Raw genomic sequence first — 13,577 nt, 5'->3', positions numbered from 1 at the left:
CCGCCGATCGTCATGTCCGCCCCCGGGTTACGGGGGCCGTTCCGATCTTTCCGGGCCGGGGCCCTGCCCGTCCGCGCCCAGGTTTGTTACTCTCCGGTAGCCACGTCCCCCGCCACCGGAGGTTCCCGCATGACCGCCCCCGCCATCGACCCGCAGGCCCCGAGCTGGGAGCGGGACGGCGTCCGGCTGGAGATCGACGGCGAGCTCGCCGTCGTCACCCTCTGTCAGCCCAAGCGGCGCAACGCCCAGTCGCCCGCGCTCTGGCGCGCCCTCGCCCAGGCCGGCCGCGAACTGCCCGGCAGCGTGCGGGTGGTGCTGCTGCGCGCCGAGGGGGTCTCCTTCTCCGCCGGACTGGACCGGGCCATGTTCACCCCCGAGGGCATCCCCGGTGAGCCCACCTTCCTGCAGCTGGCCGGCTCCGCCGACCAGGAACTGGACGACGCCATCGCCTCGTACCAGGAGGCCTTCACCTGGTGGCGCCGCGCCGACCTGGTCTCCATCGCCGCCGTCCAGGGCCACGCCGTGGGGGCCGGCTTCCAGCTCGCGCTCGGCTGCGACCTGCGGGTGGTCGCCGACGACGTGCAGTTCGCCATGAAGGAGACCTCGCTCGGGCTCGTCCCCGACCTGGCCGGCACCAAGCCGCTGGTCGACCTCGTCGGCTACGCCCGGGCGCTGGAGATCTGCGCGACCGGCCGCTGGGTCGGCGCCGAGGAGGCCACCGCGACCGGGCTGGCCAACCTGTCGGTGCCCGGCGCCGAACTCGACGCCGCCGCCCGGGACCTCGCCGCCGCCCTGCTGGCCGCCCCGCGCGGGGCCGTCACCGAGACCAAGGCCCTGCTCCAGGGGGCCTCCGGACGGTCGTACGAGGAGCAGCGTTCAGCCGAACGGGCGGCTCAGGCCCGCCGGCTGCGGGAACTCGCCGGGATCGGCGACTGACCCACCCGCCACCGCGCGGAGGCCCGGCCCCGGGGGAGCACCCCGGAGCCGGGCCTCCGGCGTTCCCGGGGTGCGCTCGGCGGGCGGGGCTCGTGGCGGAATGTCAGAGTTGGGGAGGTTTGCGATATAGCTGGAGCCGCTACGAGGGAGATGCGCCCCATGCCTGACACTCCGACGCCCGCGACCCTGCACAAGAACCCCGGTAGCGGGCCCACCCCCGGTCCGCCCTCCGGTGCCCGGCCCGCGCACGGCACGGGCGGCGACGGCGGCCGGCCGTCCGGCGATCGCGGCCGCACGGCGCTGGCGGTCGGCGTGGTGGAGAAGATCGCCGGAATGGCCGCCCGGGAGGTCTCCGGCATCCATGCGCTGGGCTCCGGGCTGGCCCGCACCTTCGGTGCGATGCGGGACCGGGTCCCCGGCGGCAAGTCGAGCATCGGGCGCGGGATCAAGGCCGAGGTCGGCGAGAAGCAGACCGCGATCGACATCGCCCTGGTGGTCGAGTACGGCGTGGTGATCCCCGAACTCGCCCGCCAGGTGCGGGAGAACATCATCGACGCGGTCGAGCGGATGACCGGCCTGGAGGTCGTCGAGGTCAACATCGCGGTCAACGACGTCCACCTCCCGGACGAACCGGAGTTCGAGGAGGAAGAGGAGCCGATGGCGTCGTCGGGGCAGCGGCCCAGGCTCAAGTAGCGCCCGGCCGCGGGGACCGCCGGGGCATCGGTGGTCGCGTTGGTGTTGGCGTTGGTGTTGGTGTTGGGCTTGGCGTGGGCGTTGGCGTTCGGTGGAGCACGAGGGAGTAGCGGATGAACCTGGCCATCGTCGGCCTGGTGGTGGGCATGGCCCTCGGCTTCGCCGGGTACTTCGGCGGGTTCGCGGCGTTCCTGCTGGTGGCGGCTCTCGGGCTGGTCGGCTTCGTGGCCGGGCGGCTGCTGGAGGGCGACATCGAGCTCGGCGACCTCGGGGACCTGCTCCGCGGCCGCGACCGGCGGCGCTGATGGGGGCCGTCGTACCGGCCTCCGGTTCCGTCCCCGGTTCCGTCTCCGGTTCCGCCCCCGGCCCTGCCGCTGGTGCGGTGCGCCGGGGGCGGTTGCGGATCGCCGACCGGGTGTTCGAGCGGATCGCCGGGCAGGCGGCGCGGGAGGTGGTCGCCGAGGCCTGGGTCGGGCGGTCGGTGAAGGGGAAGCCGCCGCGGGTCTCGGTGGCGCGGCCGGGCAGCACGGTGACCGTCCGGGTGGCGGTCGAGCTGCCGTTCCCGGCCGACCTGGCCGGACTTGCCCGGCGGGTGCGGGACCGGGTGGCGGCACAGGTGAACGGGCTGACGGGGACGAAGGTGTCCGAAGTGGTCGTGGTGGTCGAGAAGTTGGTCGCCGGGGGAGCGTGGTGAAGGGGGACGCGGTGGCGGCTCCGGGGGAGGGAGTGGGGTCGGAGCCGGAGGTCGGGTCGGGGGCGGGTTCGGGTTCGGGGTCGGATGTGGTGGGGAAGGTGCCCCGGTTGCGGTCGGGGCGGGCGGCGGTGGCGGCGTTGGTCGCCACGGTGGTGTTGGTGGTGGCGGGGGCGCTGCTGTACGACGCGGTCGCGGTGCGGGCCGGGCAGCGGGCCCGGCGGTGGCGGGCGCAGATCGCGGACGAGCTGGCCACGCGGCACTTGGACGACCTGTGGGTGCTGGTCGGCGCCGGGGCGGCGGCCCTGATCGGGCTGTGGCTGCTGTGGCTGGCGTTCACGCCCGGGCTGCGGCGGTGGCTGGTGCTGCGGCCGTACGGCGGGACGGGTGCGGCGATCGAGCGGGCCGGGGTCGGGCACCTGCTGGCGGACCGGGCGGCCGGGCTGGCGGGCATCGAGCACCTGAGGATCAAGGTTGGGCGGCGGCGGGTGCGGGTGTCGGTGAGCGGGCCGGTGGATCCGGCGGGGGTGCAGCGGCAGTTGCGGGAGGAGTTGGCGCGGGTGGGGTTGGCGCGGCCGTTGCGGTTGGACGTGCGGTCCTGGCGGGGGCCGGCGGGTGGTGGTGCGGCGGGTGATGGCGTGGTTGGGGGCGGTGCGGCCGGAGGTGACGTGGCCGGTGGTGGCGCGGCCGGTGGGGTGGCGGGCGGGGTGGGGGAGCGGACCGGGGAGGAGGCGGGGAGATGAGTAGGACGGTCGTCAACCGGGTGCTGCTGGCGGTGGTGGGGGCGGTGCTGGTGGGGGTCGGGGTGCTGGTGCTGGCGGGCGGGCTCGACCTGTACCGGCGGCTGGGGGTCGATCCGCCGAGGTGGTGGCCGTTGACTTCGCCGGACCAGCCGGTGGTCAGTGCGCGGTCCCGGGTGCGGTGGGTCGGCTCCTCGTGGTGGTGGCCGACGGTGATTGGGGGGCTGTCGCTGCTGGTGCTGGGGACGGCCTGGTGGCTGGTGGCGCAGCTGCGGCGGACCGGACTCGCCCACATCACGGTGCCGACCCCGGGGGCGCGTGGGTTGCGGATGCGGGTGAACTCGCGGGCGCTGGAGGAGGCGCTGGAGCACGGCACGGCGGTGCTGCCGGAGGTGGAGCGGGCGGGGATCCGGCTGGTGCGGGCCCCCGGGCACCCGCGGCTGCGGGGCGCCGTACGGCTGACCCCGGGCGGGGACCCGGTCGGGCTGGTGGAGCACTTCGAGGACGGGCCGCGGGCGGACGCGGTGCGGAGCCTGGGGCTGGCGGAGCTGCCGGCCGACCTGCGGATCCGGGTGCTGCAGGAGGCTCCCGCCGGGGGGCGTCGGTCCGGGCGGCGGGCCGGACGGCGGCGGGGGCGGCGGGAGCGTCGTCAGCTGGAGTAGGGCGGCGGGGCTGGGGCGGGAGTGGGGCGGCGGGGTTGGGGTGGGAGTGGGGGTCGGGGTGGGGGAGGTCGGGGTGGAGGGTCAGAGGGAGCGGAGGGCGCCGCCGTCGACCGGGACCATCAGGCCGGTCAGGTAGGAGGCGGCGGGGGAGAGCAGGAAGGCGGCGACCTTGCCGAACTCCTCGGGGGTGCCGTAGCGGCCCAGCGGGATGCCGGCGCTGTGCTGGGCGCGGGCGGCCTCCGGATCGGGGGCGAGGGCGTCCAGCTCGCGGACCCGGTCGGTGTCGATCCGGGCCGGGAGCAGGCCGAGCACCCGGATACCGCGCGGACCCAGTTCGTCGGCGAGGCCCTTGGCGGCCATCGCCAGACCGGGGCGCAGGCCGTTGGAGATGCCGAGGCCGGGGATCGGCTGGCGGACCGAGCTGGAGAGCACGAAGCCGATCACCCCGCCGGAGGGGAGGGCGGCGGCCGCGGTGCGGGCGAGGCGGAGGGCGCCGAGGAAGACGGACTCGAAGGCGTCGCGCCAGGCGGACTCGGGGGTCGTCTCGACCGGGCCGGCCTGCGGGCCGCCGACGCTGATCAGGATGCCGTCGAAGCGGCCGAAACGGGCGTTGGCCTCGGCGATCAGGCGGTCGGCGGTGTCGGGGGCGGCGTTGTCGGCGACCAGGCCGTGGGCGGTGCCGAGGGTTTCGAGCTCGGCGACGGCGGCGTCGACGGCCTGCTGGGTGCGGCCGCTGATCAGTACGTGGGCGCCGTCGGCGGCGAGTTCGCGGGCGGTGGCGAGGCCGAGGCCTCGGGTGGCGCCGGTGACGATGTAGGCCTTGTTCTTGAGTCCTAGGTCCATGGGGGACATTGTGCCGTTGAGGGGGGCGCTGCGCGGGGCTGGGGTGGGGGTGTGGGCTTTCGGGAGGGTGGGTTGGTCCGGGGGCGGTTCCGGGGGTGGGCGCTCCGGGGGCTGGATGATTTTCAGACCGCCGACTCTGTGGGCACATGGCAAGGCGCCGTTGGCGGTCTGAAAATCACCCGTCACGCCCCTCTCCGCACCCACCCCCTCCACCGCCCCCTCCCGCAGCGCGTCCCTCTCGCCTGGGGCGGGTGGGGGGAGGGGGGTGGTGGGGGTGGGTGGGTTGGTGCGGGTGGGGTGGGGTGGGGTTTTGGTGCGGGGTGGCGTTGACGTTGGGGGGAAGGTTTAGCGTCGGTGGTGGTTGTTCGGGAGGAGTGGGGCGGTATGCGGATCGGGGAGTTGGCGGAGCGGGCGGGGACGACGACACGGGCGTTGCGGTACTACGAGGAGTTGGGGTTGTTGCCGGCCCGGCGGGCGGGGAACGGGTACCGGGCGTACGGGGAGGAGGACCTGCGGTTGCTGCGGGAGATCCGGATGCTGCAGGACTTCGGGTTCGGGTTGGAGGAGACCCGGCCGTTCGTGGAATGTCTGCGGGCGGGGCACCCGGAGGGGGATTCCTGTCCGGCCTCGTTGGAGGTGTACCGGCGGAAGTTGGCCGAGTTGGACGAGTGCATCGCGCGCTTGCGGGACGTCCGGGTGCGGGTGGCCGGGCAGTTCGAGCGGGCGGTGCGGGCGCGGGACGAGCTCGCGGCTTCCGAGCAGCCGCCCGAGTGTGAACTGGCCAGGGAGCAGAGGGAGTAGACGATGGTGGAGATCGCGGGTGTGCCGGCGGTGACGGACGAGACGTTCGCCGTGGAGGTGCTGGCGGCGGAGGGGCCGGTGCTGGTCGACTTCACGGCGGACTGGTGCCCGCCGTGCCGGATGATGGCGCCGGTGCTGGCGGACGTCGCGCGGGAGGAGGCGCACCGGTTCCGGGTGGTGAGTGTCGATGTGGACCGCAACCCTCGGACCCAGGCGGCGTACGGGGTGCTGTCGATGCCGACGTTGATGCTGTTCCGGGACGGGCAGCCGGTGCGGTCGGTGGTGGGGGCGCGGGCGAAGGCGCGGTTGTTGCGGGAGTTGGAGGATGTCCTTTAGGCCGGGAGGGCGTCGAGGGGGACCTCGGGTTCGGCGGCCTGCTTGGCGCGGTCCTTGGCCTCGCGGCGGATGAGGACCCAGACGCCGACCGGGATCATCGCGGTGAACAGCCACCACTGGATGGCGTAGGCCATGTGCGGGCCGATGTCGGAGTGGTTGGGCTCGGGGATCAGCTGCGGCTGGTCGGCCGGGGCCGGGGTGGTGGCGGTGAGTTCCAGGTAGCCGCCGAGGAGGGTGCTGCCGGTCTCCTTGGACTGCTGTTCGGTGTTGATCAGGTTGAACTGGCGGTCGGGGAGGCCGGCCCGGTCCTTGACCCAGCCGCCGCTGCTGCCGGTGGTCTCGTCGGCGCGCAGCCGGCCGGTGAGGGTGACCTCGCCGGTCGGGGCGGCCGGGACGGGCGGGTACTGGGTGGCGCCGTCGCCGGAGGGGACCCAGCCGCGGTTGACCAGGACGGTGCCCTTGCCGTCGGAGAGCTTGAGCGGGGTGAGGACGAAGTAGCCGAGGGTGCCGTTGGCGTCGGTCCGCTTGCGGACCACGAACTCGTGTGCCGGGTCGTACTGTCCGGTGGCCGTCACGGCGCGCCAGGTGAGGGCGGACGGTACGGCGGTGCCGGGGGCGGTGGACAGGCTGTCGAAGGGTACCGGCGAGGCCGTGAGGGCCTTGCCGATCAGCTCGTTCCGGGCCACCCGCGCCTCGTGGCGGTGCAGCTGCCAGAAGCCCAGCTTGATCGTCGCGGGGATCAGCAGCAGCGCGATCAGGATGGTGATCAGCCACTGGCGGGTCAGCAGAAAACGGTACACATGGGAACGGTACGCCGACCTCACAACGGGCTCACGCACCGGGGTGCGGGGCGACCTCGCGCAGCAACTGGAGGAAGGCGTCCTCGGTGACGATCGGGGTTCCGACGTCGCGGGCCTTGCGGGCCTTGCCGCTCCAGCTGGTCGGCTCGTTGGTGACCAGGAGGCTGGTGAGCCGGCTGACGGAGGTGGCGATGTGCAGGCCGGCCTCGACGGCGCGGTCCTCCAGGACCTCGCGGTCGGTGGCGGTGTCCCCGGTGAAGGCCACCCGCATGCCCTGGACCAGCGGCTTGCCGTCCTCCCAGCGCCCCGGGTTGGGGTACGGGCAGGGCGGGCGCTTCTTGGCCTGGCGGTACTGGGAGCCGGTCCAGTTGCCGCGGCCGGGGGCGGCGGGCTCGTCCTCGCCGAGGTCGGTGACCGCGACGCAGGTCTGGAAGGGGAGCGGGATGCCGTGGGTGCGGGCCAGGTGGAGGCTGGGGCGGAAGGCCTCGGCGAGCACCCGGGCGTCGTCCAGGGCGTTGTGGGCCTGGCGCTGCTGGACGCCGAAGTGGGCGGCGAGCGAGGAGAGCTTGCCGTTGGGCAGCGGGAGGCGCAGGTCGCGGGAGAGGACCATGGTGCACAGCCGCTGCTCGACCGGGGCGCTGCGGCCGGCCCTGGAGAACTCGCGGGAGATCATGTTCCAGTCGAACAGCGCGTTGTGCGCGACCAGGACGCGGTTCGCCAGGCGGGTGGCGAACTCCTCGGCGATCTCGGGGAAGGTCGGCGCGCCGGAGAGCAGTTCGGCGGTGAGGCCGTGGATCCAGACCGGGCCCGGGTCCCGCTCGGGGTTGACCAGGGTGTACCAGTGGTCGGTCACCTCGCCGTCGCCGTCCAGCTGGTAGACGCCGGCCGAGATGACGCGGTCGGAGCGGCCGAGACCGGTGGTCTCGACGTCGACGACCGCGAAACCCTCGGCGGGGGCGGCGGAACGCTGGGCGGGGACCGGGGCGGTCCGCGGCGCGCCGTACGTCTCGGGCTGGATCGGTTGCATGGTCCAACAGGATAAGGGGCGAGTCGGCGGTGGCCGGTCGAAATGTTCCGGCCCGGCAGCCGGAATAGAGTGGTCCGCATGGGTGTCGTACACCTGGTCGAGATCGTTTCCGGCCGCCCGGCCGGTTCTGTGTGAGGAAAAACGCATGCGCGCCACGGTGATCCACGGACCGAACGACATCCGGATCGAGGAGGTACCGGACCCGGTGATCCAGCAGCCGACGGACGTCGTGCTGCGGGTGGTCAACGCCTGTATCTGCGGCAGCGACCTGTGGGCCTACCGGGGGGTGGCCCAGCGGGTGCCCGGGCAGCGGATCGGGCACGAGTTCCTGGGTGTGGTCGAGGAGGTCGGCGCCGAGGTCCGGGGCTTCGCGAAGGGTGACTTCGTGGTCGCGCCCTTCGTCTGGTCGGACGGGGTCTGTGAGTTCTGTCTCGAAGGCCTCCAGACGTCCTGCCCGCACGGCGGGTTCTGGGGGTCGGTGGGTTCGGACGGCGGCCAGGGCGAGGCGGTGCGGGTGCCGTTCGCGGACGGGACGCTGGTGAAGCTGCCGAAGGAGGCGGTGGACGACGAGAAGCTGCTGCCGGGCCTGCTGGCGCTGTCCGACGTGATGGCGACCGGGCACCATGCGGCGGTCTCGGCGAGGGTGCGCCCGGGCGCGACGGTCGCGGTGGTCGGCGACGGCGCGGTGGGCCTGTGCGGTGTGCTGGCGGCGCGCCGACTGGGCGCGGGCCGGATCATCGCGCTGGGCCGGCACACCGCCCGGACCGAGCTGGCCCGGCGCTTCGGGGCGACGGACGTGGTGGCCGAGCGCGGCGACGCGGCGATCGAGGCCGTCAAGGAGCTGACCGGCGGCCTGGGGGCGCACGCGGTGCTGGAGGCGGTCGGCACCGAGGAGTCGATGCGGACGGCGGTCTCGATCACCCGGGACGGCGGCGCGGTCGGCTACGTGGGCGTCCCGCACGGCGGCAGCGCGGGCGTCGACATCGGTCAGATGTTCGGCCGAAACGTTTCGCTCAACGGTGGCGTGGCCCCGGCCCGCGCGTACATCCCCGAGCTGCTGCCGGACGTGCTCTCCGGTGCGATCGAGCCCGGTCTGGTCTTCGACCGGACGGTCGACCTGGACGGCGTTCCGGACGGCTATCGAGCCATGGACGACCGGTCCGCGCTGAAGGTCCGGATCACCTTCTGACGCTTCGTCAACAGGGGCGGCACCGTTGGACGGTGCCGCCCCTTTCGGTTGTGACGGCCCCGGTCTGGAAGTGACGCGAGTGGTGGTTTTCGGCCAATTGGATGGTGCGAGGGGGTGAACGACTGGCTGATCGCGGTCAACCCCTTCCGGGGCGGGCACGACGCTCCTAGCATTGCGCGGCGCGCACGAGGAATGTGACGTCCCTCACGTTCGAATTGTTCCCCTGTGCGACCGCTACGCCGAAGGAGTGAGGAGACAGAGTGGATTCGCCGCCGATCACCACTACCGCTACGGAAGTCCAACTCATCGATGACAGCGAGGAGTTCCGTACCCTGCGGCGCTCGTTCCGGAGCTTCGCCTTTCCGGTCACCATCGGCTTCGTGCTCTGGTACCTGCTCTACGTACTGCTCTCCTGCTACGCCCCCGGACTGATGGGCACCAAGGTCGTCGGGCACATCAACGTGGCCCTGGTGCTGGGACTGCTGCAGTTCGTCACCACCTTCGCCATCGCCGCCTGGTACTCCCGCTACGCCGACCGGCGGATCGACCCGCCCGCCGCCGCGATCCGCGAGGCCCACGGCGCCGTCGTCCACGCCCCCCGGGAGTCCGCCGAATGACGCCGCTCGCCAGCTCCGCCACGGAGCACCGCGGTCTGATCATGTCCTTGTTCGCGCTCTTCGTGGTGGCCACCCTGGTCATCACCGTCTGGGCCGGTCGGCAGAACCGCAGCGCCGCCGACTTCTACGCCGGCGGCCGCGGCTTCACCGGCTTCCAGAACGGCCTGGCCATCTCCGGTGACTACATGTCCGCCGCGTCCTTCCTCGGCATCGCCGGAATCATCGCGCTCACCGGCTACGACGGCTTCCTGTACTCGATCGGCTTCCTGGTCGCCTGGCTGGTCGCGCTGCTGCTGATCGCCGAACCGCTGCGCAACTCCGGCCGGTTCACCATGGCGGACGTGCTCGCGTTCCGGATGCGCCAGCGCCCGGTGCGCACCGCGGCCGGCATCTCCACCATCGTGGTCTCGATCTTCTACCTGCTCGCCCAGATGGTCGGCGCCGGGGCCCTGGTGGCGCTGCTGCTGGGGGTCACCGGGGAGGGCGCCAAGCGCTGGACCATCCTCGCGGTCGGCGCGCTGATGATCATCTACGTGGTGATAGGGGGTATGAAGGGCACCACCTGGGTGCAGATCGTCAAGGCCGTGCTGCTGATCGCCGGCGCCGCGCTGATGACCGTCCTGGTGCTCGCCAAGTACCACTTCAACCCCTCCGAACTGCTCGGCGCGGCCGCCTCCGCGAGCGGCAAGGGCTCGGCCTTCCTGGAACCGGGACTGAAATACGGGGCCACGAACACCTCCAAGCTCGACTTCATCAGCCTGGGGATCGCCCTGGTGCTCGGCACCGCCGGCCTGCCGCACATCCTGGTCCGCTTCTACACCGTCCCCACCGCCAAGACGGCCCGGAAGTCCGTGCTCTGGGCGATCGGCATCATCGGCGTCTTCTACCTGATGACCCTGGCGCTGGGCTTCGGCGCGGCCGCGCTGGTCGGCCGCAGCGGCATGGTGGCCGTCGAGGGCAAGACGCCCTCCGGCAACACCGCGGCGCCGCTGCTCGCCGAGCAGCTCGGCGGCGGGGCCGGCACCACCGGCGGGGCGATCATGCTCGCGGTGATCTCGGCCGTCGCCTTCGCCACCATCCTCGCCGTGGTCGCCGGGCTCACCCTGGCCTCCTCGGCCTCCTTCGCCCACGACCTGTACGCCAACGTGATCCGGCGCGGGAAGGCGACCGAGAAGGAGGAGGTGCGGTCCGCCAAGTGGGCCGCCGTCGGGATCGGCGCCGTCGCCATCGTGCTCAGCCTCTACGCGGGCAAGCTCAGCACCGCCGCCCTGGTCGCGCTGGCCTTCGCGGTGGCCGCCTCGGCCAATCTGCCGACCCTGCTCTACTCGCTGTTCTGGAAGCGCTTCACCACCACCGGCGCGGTCAGCTCGGTCTACGCGGGCCTGATCTCCTCGGTGGTACTGGTGGTGTTCTCCCCGGTGCTCTCCGGCGCCAAGAACTCGCTCTTCCCGAACGCCGACTTCCACTGGTTCCCGCTGGAGAACCCCGGCCTGGTCTCCATCCCGATCGGCTTCCTGGCCGGCTGGCTCGGCACCCTGCTGTCCAAGGAACGTCCGGACCCGGCGAAGTACGCTGAACTGGAGGTCCGCTCGCTCACCGGGCTGGGCGCCCACTGATCGATCCGGCATGACTATGCTGGCCCGGCCTGCCTCGACGGTGGCCGGGCCGGCGGTTTTTCGGGAAGGGACGCACGTGCTGCTCGACACCTTCGGACGACGCGCCGTCGACCTGCGGGTCTCCCTCACCGACCGGTGCAACCTCCGCTGCACCTACTGCATGCCGGAGGAGGGGCTGCAGTGGCTGGCCAAGCCCGAGCTGCTCACCGACGAGGAGATCGTCCGGCTGGTCACCCTCGCCGTGCGCGACCTGGGCGTGCGGGAGGTCCGCTTCACCGGCGGCGAGCCGCTGCTGCGCCCCGGGCTGGTCGCGATCGTCGCCGCCTGCTCCGAGCTGGAACCGCGCCCCGAGCTGTCGGTGACCACCAACGGCATCGGACTGGCCCGCACCGCGACGGCGCTGCGCGAGGCCGGACTGGACCGGGTCAACGTCTCGCTGGACACCCTGGACCCCGAGGTGTTCCACACCCTCACCCGCCGCCGGCGCCACCAGGACGTGCTGGACGGACTGGCCGCCGCCGAGGCGGCCGGGCTGGCGCCGGTGAAGCTGAACGCGGTGCTGATGCGCGGGGTCAACGACCACGAGGCGGCCGACCTGCTGTCCTGGTGCCTGGAGCGGGGCTACGAGCTGCGCTTCATCGAGCAGATGCCGCTGGACGCCCAGCACGGCTGGGACCGCTCGTCGATGGTCACCGCGGAGGAGATCCTGGAGCTGCTGCGGGCCCGGTTCACGCTCACCCCGGAGTCGTCCGGTCGCCGGGGCGCGGCGCCCGCCGAGCGCTGGGTGGTGGACGGCGGCGCCGGCCGGGTCGGCGTGATCGCCTCCGTCACCCGGCCGTTCTGCCGGGCCTGCGACCGGACCAGGCTGACCGCCGACGGGCAGGTGCGCAACTGCCTGTTCGCGACCGGGGAGACCGACCTGCGCAGCGCGCTGCGCTCGGGGGCGGACGACGCGGAGCTGGCCGCGCTGTGGCGGGCGGCGATGTGGGGCAAGAAGGCCGGGGCCGGGATCGACGACCCGGAGTTCCACCAACCCGAGCGGCCGATGTCGGCGATCGGCGGCTAGGCGCCTTCCGGGGTCCAGTCGGCGAAGGCGACGACCTCCTTGAGGAAGCCGCGCACGCCCAGGAACTGGGACAGGTGCTCGCGGTGCTCCTCGCAGGCGAGCCAGGTCTTGCGGCGGTCCGGGGTGTGCAGCTTGGGGTTGTTCCACACCAGCACCCAGTGGGCGTCCGCCCGGCAGCCCTTGGCGGAGCAGATCGGGGTCTGCGGGGTGTCCATCGGGGGCCGTCCTCCGGGGTTCGGCGGGTGCGTGGTCACCGCCAGTCTGTCACGCCGTCCGGGCCCGACCGGATCCGGGCATGGCGACGCCGGGCAGCCACGGGGGGAGCCGCCCGGCGTCGGTCCGTCGCTCCGACGGGGGATGCGGAGCGCGTACGCAGTATGTCACGCCGAAGGCCTCGGATGGGGAGGTCTTGCATGATTAATCTGAGCTTCTTCTGAGCTTTCGCCGACCTGATTGCGGCTCAATCCCCGCAAACCGGGCGGTCAGTCCGTGCCCGGTGACGCTCCGGTGCCGGAGGGCTTTGCCTGTCCTGTACCAGCGGGCGCACCAGCCCCACCCGTACCACCGGGGCCGAGCATCAGCGGGGTGTCGGCCGGGAAGTCGAAGGAGCTCGGCAGGCTCGGCGCCCGCTCCCGGCCGGCGTTGGCGATCAGCACCGCGAAGTACGGCAGCAGCACCCCGCCCGCCAGCGCCCCGAAGGCCAGCCAGCGCTCGACGTTCCACAGCACCACCGCGAGCAGTACGCAGACGGTGCGCAGCAGCATCGAGATGACGTAGCGGCGCTGGCGCCCCCGGACGTCCTCGGAGAGGCTGCTGCGCGCCCCCGTGATCCGGTGGATCTGTCCGCCGCCGGCGCTCTTGCCCATGTGTCCAACCGCCCTCGTCCAGGCATCCGCGCGCCGTTCCGCGCGGCCTCCTCACGGTACGCCCGGGCACCCGGGACGACGAGACCGGGTGGGCGGGGCCCACCCGGTCGGGCGTGATAGAGGAGCCGTACGGCGTCAGGAGTGTCTACGAGCGCCGGGAGAGGTACTGCGGGGGGACGGCGTCGGTGAGCCAGACGCCGTTCTCGCTGAGCCGGAACTCGTGACCGTCCGCCGCCATCGCGGCCGCGTTGACGGTCAGCACGACCGGGCGGCCGTGCCGGGCGCCGACCCGGGTGGCCGTCTCGGTCTCCGCCGAGAGGTGGACGTCCTGCCGGGTCATCGGGCGCAGCCCCTCACGGAAGATCGACGCCAGATGGCGGTCGGCGGTGCCGTGGTAGAGCACCGGCGGCGGCACGGTGGCGGTCAGACCGAGGTCGACCGCCACCGAGTGGCCCTGGTTGGCGCGGATCGAGAGGCCGTCCGGGGAGTAGCCGAAGCGGCGCTTGTTGTTGCCGGCCACGATGTGGTCGAGCTCGGGCCTGGTGAGCGGCCTGCCCTTCGCCGCGAGGGCGCCGAGCAGGACGTCGATCCGGACCCAGCCGGAGTCGTCCAGCGTGATCCCGACCAGCTCCGGCTCGTGCCGCAGGATGCGCGACAGCATCTTGCTCGATCTGACCAGCCGCTTCTCGTCCAT

General features: G+C 73.0%; 18 protein-coding genes. 12 read left to right on the top strand and 6 right to left on the bottom strand.

Annotation, left to right across the window (positions count from 1 at the left end; translation table 11 throughout):
• The first annotated feature begins 129 nt into the window (after positions 1-129).
• The 6 genes from ACIQWA_RS37280 to ACIQWA_RS37255 all read left to right on the top strand — a co-directional run bounded on the left by ACIQWA_RS37280 (position 130) and on the right by ACIQWA_RS37255 (position 3,722).
• On the top strand, positions 130-936 hold the full coding sequence (locus ACIQWA_RS37280) for an enoyl-CoA hydratase/isomerase family protein (RefSeq protein ID WP_402490649.1): 807 nt from the start codon (positions 130-132) through the stop codon (positions 934-936).
• Between the two features lie 159 nt (positions 937-1,095).
• Positions 1,096-1,629 (top strand): Asp23/Gls24 family envelope stress response protein, encoded by a 534-nt coding sequence (locus ACIQWA_RS37275; RefSeq protein WP_402490646.1) that lies wholly within the window; start codon positions 1,096-1,098, stop codon positions 1,627-1,629.
• A gap of 113 nt (positions 1,630-1,742) precedes the next feature.
• Positions 1,743-1,934: a hypothetical protein gene (locus tag ACIQWA_RS37270; protein ID WP_063349611.1), complete on the top strand. Its 192-nt coding sequence runs from the start codon at positions 1,743-1,745 to the stop codon at positions 1,932-1,934.
• A gap of 92 nt (positions 1,935-2,026) precedes the next feature.
• Complete coding sequence (locus ACIQWA_RS37265) at positions 2,027-2,323, top strand: Asp23/Gls24 family envelope stress response protein (protein ID WP_360241133.1); 297 nt, start codon at positions 2,027-2,029, stop codon at positions 2,321-2,323.
• 107 nt (positions 2,324-2,430) lie between these two features.
• Positions 2,431-3,063: a DUF6286 domain-containing protein gene (locus tag ACIQWA_RS37260; RefSeq protein ID WP_402490643.1), complete on the top strand. Its 633-nt coding sequence runs from the start codon at positions 2,431-2,433 to the stop codon at positions 3,061-3,063.
• Positions 3,060-3,722, top strand: a complete 663-nt coding sequence (locus ACIQWA_RS37255; RefSeq protein ID WP_402490640.1) for an alkaline shock response membrane anchor protein AmaP — start codon at positions 3,060-3,062, stop codon at positions 3,720-3,722. The genes ACIQWA_RS37260 and ACIQWA_RS37255 overlap by 4 nt, the downstream gene beginning before the upstream one ends.
• Positions 3,723-3,803: 81 nt before the next feature.
• Here the strand turns inward: ACIQWA_RS37255 and ACIQWA_RS37250 are convergent, their stop codons facing one another.
• Positions 3,804-4,565 (bottom strand): SDR family oxidoreductase, encoded by a 762-nt coding sequence (locus tag ACIQWA_RS37250; protein ID WP_402490638.1) that lies wholly within the window; start codon positions 4,563-4,565, stop codon positions 3,804-3,806.
• A 384-nt stretch (positions 4,566-4,949) separates the two neighbouring features.
• Here ACIQWA_RS37250 and ACIQWA_RS37245 point away from each other — a divergent pair, with 384 nt between their 5' ends.
• Both ACIQWA_RS37245 and trxA read left to right on the top strand, forming a co-directional pair.
• Positions 4,950-5,366, top strand: a complete 417-nt coding sequence (locus ACIQWA_RS37245; RefSeq protein WP_360241145.1) for a MerR family transcriptional regulator — start codon at positions 4,950-4,952, stop codon at positions 5,364-5,366.
• 3 nt (positions 5,367-5,369) lie between these two features.
• Positions 5,370-5,702: a thioredoxin gene (gene trxA / locus ACIQWA_RS37240; RefSeq protein ID WP_360241148.1), complete on the top strand. Its 333-nt coding sequence runs from the start codon at positions 5,370-5,372 to the stop codon at positions 5,700-5,702.
• On the opposite strand, the gene ACIQWA_RS37235 is transcribed toward trxA, so the two are convergent.
• Both ACIQWA_RS37235 and ACIQWA_RS37230 read right to left on the bottom strand, forming a co-directional pair.
• Positions 5,699-6,502: an SURF1 family protein gene (locus ACIQWA_RS37235; RefSeq protein WP_402490633.1), complete on the bottom strand. Its 804-nt coding sequence runs from the start codon at positions 6,500-6,502 to the stop codon at positions 5,699-5,701. The genes trxA and ACIQWA_RS37235 overlap by 4 nt on opposite strands.
• A gap of 31 nt (positions 6,503-6,533) precedes the next feature.
• Positions 6,534-7,529: a DEDDh family exonuclease gene (locus ACIQWA_RS37230; RefSeq protein WP_360241154.1), complete on the bottom strand. Its 996-nt coding sequence runs from the start codon at positions 7,527-7,529 to the stop codon at positions 6,534-6,536.
• 145 nt (positions 7,530-7,674) lie between these two features.
• Here ACIQWA_RS37230 and ACIQWA_RS37225 point away from each other — a divergent pair, with 145 nt between their 5' ends.
• From ACIQWA_RS37225 to moaA, 4 genes are all read left to right on the top strand, one after another.
• Positions 7,675-8,718, top strand: coding sequence for a zinc-dependent alcohol dehydrogenase family protein (locus ACIQWA_RS37225; protein WP_402490630.1), 1,044 nt, complete (start codon positions 7,675-7,677; stop codon positions 8,716-8,718).
• A gap of 260 nt (positions 8,719-8,978) precedes the next feature.
• On the top strand, positions 8,979-9,335 hold the full coding sequence (locus ACIQWA_RS37220; RefSeq protein ID WP_360241160.1) for a DUF485 domain-containing protein: 357 nt from the start codon (positions 8,979-8,981) through the stop codon (positions 9,333-9,335).
• The gene (locus ACIQWA_RS37215) at positions 9,332-10,951 is read left to right on the top strand and encodes a cation acetate symporter (RefSeq protein ID WP_360241163.1); all 1,620 of its coding nucleotides are present in this window, start codon (positions 9,332-9,334) and stop codon (positions 10,949-10,951) included. Before ACIQWA_RS37220 ends, ACIQWA_RS37215 begins: the two co-directional genes overlap by 4 nt.
• Before the next feature lie 76 nt (positions 10,952-11,027).
• On the top strand, positions 11,028-12,017 hold the full coding sequence (gene moaA, locus ACIQWA_RS37210) for a GTP 3',8-cyclase MoaA (protein ID WP_402490625.1): 990 nt from the start codon (positions 11,028-11,030) through the stop codon (positions 12,015-12,017).
• Here the strand turns inward: moaA and ACIQWA_RS37205 are convergent.
• From ACIQWA_RS37205 to ACIQWA_RS37195, 3 genes are all read right to left on the bottom strand, one after another.
• The gene (locus ACIQWA_RS37205; protein WP_402490623.1) at positions 12,014-12,232 is read right to left on the bottom strand and encodes a hypothetical protein; all 219 of its coding nucleotides are present in this window, start codon (positions 12,230-12,232) and stop codon (positions 12,014-12,016) included. The genes moaA and ACIQWA_RS37205 overlap by 4 nt on opposite strands.
• Before the next feature lie 267 nt (positions 12,233-12,499).
• Positions 12,500-12,883 carry a DUF3099 domain-containing protein gene (locus tag ACIQWA_RS37200; protein WP_402490620.1) on the bottom strand — a complete coding sequence of 128 codons (384 nt, stop codon included), beginning with the start codon at positions 12,881-12,883 and terminating at the stop codon, positions 12,500-12,502.
• A 145-nt stretch (positions 12,884-13,028) separates the two neighbouring features.
• Positions 13,029-13,577 carry an RNA 2'-phosphotransferase gene (locus ACIQWA_RS37195; protein ID WP_402490718.1) on the bottom strand — a complete coding sequence of 183 codons (549 nt, stop codon included), beginning with the start codon at positions 13,575-13,577 and terminating at the stop codon, positions 13,029-13,031.

Source organism: Kitasatospora sp. NPDC098652, assembly GCF_044760155.1.
Taxonomy (GTDB): Bacteria; Actinomycetota; Actinomycetes; order Streptomycetales; family Streptomycetaceae; genus Kitasatospora.
Note: the sequence above shows the minus strand (reverse complement) of the source record. Positions and strands in the feature narration are given on the sequence as shown.

What these genes read in the sequence shown, in the direction of transcription:
- ACIQWA_RS37230 (WP_360241154.1), bottom strand. Translation starts at nt 7,529, where the DNA reads ATGCAACCGATCCAGCCCGAGACGTACGGCGCGCCGCGGACCGCCCCG.
- ACIQWA_RS37270 (WP_063349611.1), top strand. Translation starts at nt 1,743, where the DNA reads ATGAACCTGGCCATCGTCGGCCTGGTGGTGGGCATGGCCCTCGGCTTC.
- ACIQWA_RS37280 (WP_402490649.1), top strand. Translation starts at nt 130, where the DNA reads ATGACCGCCCCCGCCATCGACCCGCAGGCCCCGAGCTGGGAGCGGGAC.
- ACIQWA_RS37215 (WP_360241163.1), top strand. Translation starts at nt 9,332, where the DNA reads ATGACGCCGCTCGCCAGCTCCGCCACGGAGCACCGCGGTCTGATCATG.
- ACIQWA_RS37200 (WP_402490620.1), bottom strand. Translation starts at nt 12,883, where the DNA reads ATGGGCAAGAGCGCCGGCGGCGGACAGATCCACCGGATCACGGGGGCG.
- ACIQWA_RS37205 (WP_402490623.1), bottom strand. Translation starts at nt 12,232, where the DNA reads ATGGACACCCCGCAGACCCCGATCTGCTCCGCCAAGGGCTGCCGGGCG.
- trxA (WP_360241148.1), top strand. Translation starts at nt 5,370, where the DNA reads ATGGTGGAGATCGCGGGTGTGCCGGCGGTGACGGACGAGACGTTCGCC.
- ACIQWA_RS37250 (WP_402490638.1), bottom strand. Translation starts at nt 4,565, where the DNA reads ATGGACCTAGGACTCAAGAACAAGGCCTACATCGTCACCGGCGCCACC.
- ACIQWA_RS37275 (WP_402490646.1), top strand. Translation starts at nt 1,096, where the DNA reads ATGCCTGACACTCCGACGCCCGCGACCCTGCACAAGAACCCCGGTAGC.
- ACIQWA_RS37225 (WP_402490630.1), top strand. Translation starts at nt 7,675, where the DNA reads ATGCGCGCCACGGTGATCCACGGACCGAACGACATCCGGATCGAGGAG.
- ACIQWA_RS37255 (WP_402490640.1), top strand. Translation starts at nt 3,060, where the DNA reads ATGAGTAGGACGGTCGTCAACCGGGTGCTGCTGGCGGTGGTGGGGGCG.
- ACIQWA_RS37245 (WP_360241145.1), top strand. Translation starts at nt 4,950, where the DNA reads ATGCGGATCGGGGAGTTGGCGGAGCGGGCGGGGACGACGACACGGGCG.
- ACIQWA_RS37195 (WP_402490718.1), bottom strand. Translation starts at nt 13,577, where the DNA reads ATGGACGAGAAGCGGCTGGTCAGATCGAGCAAGATGCTGTCGCGCATC.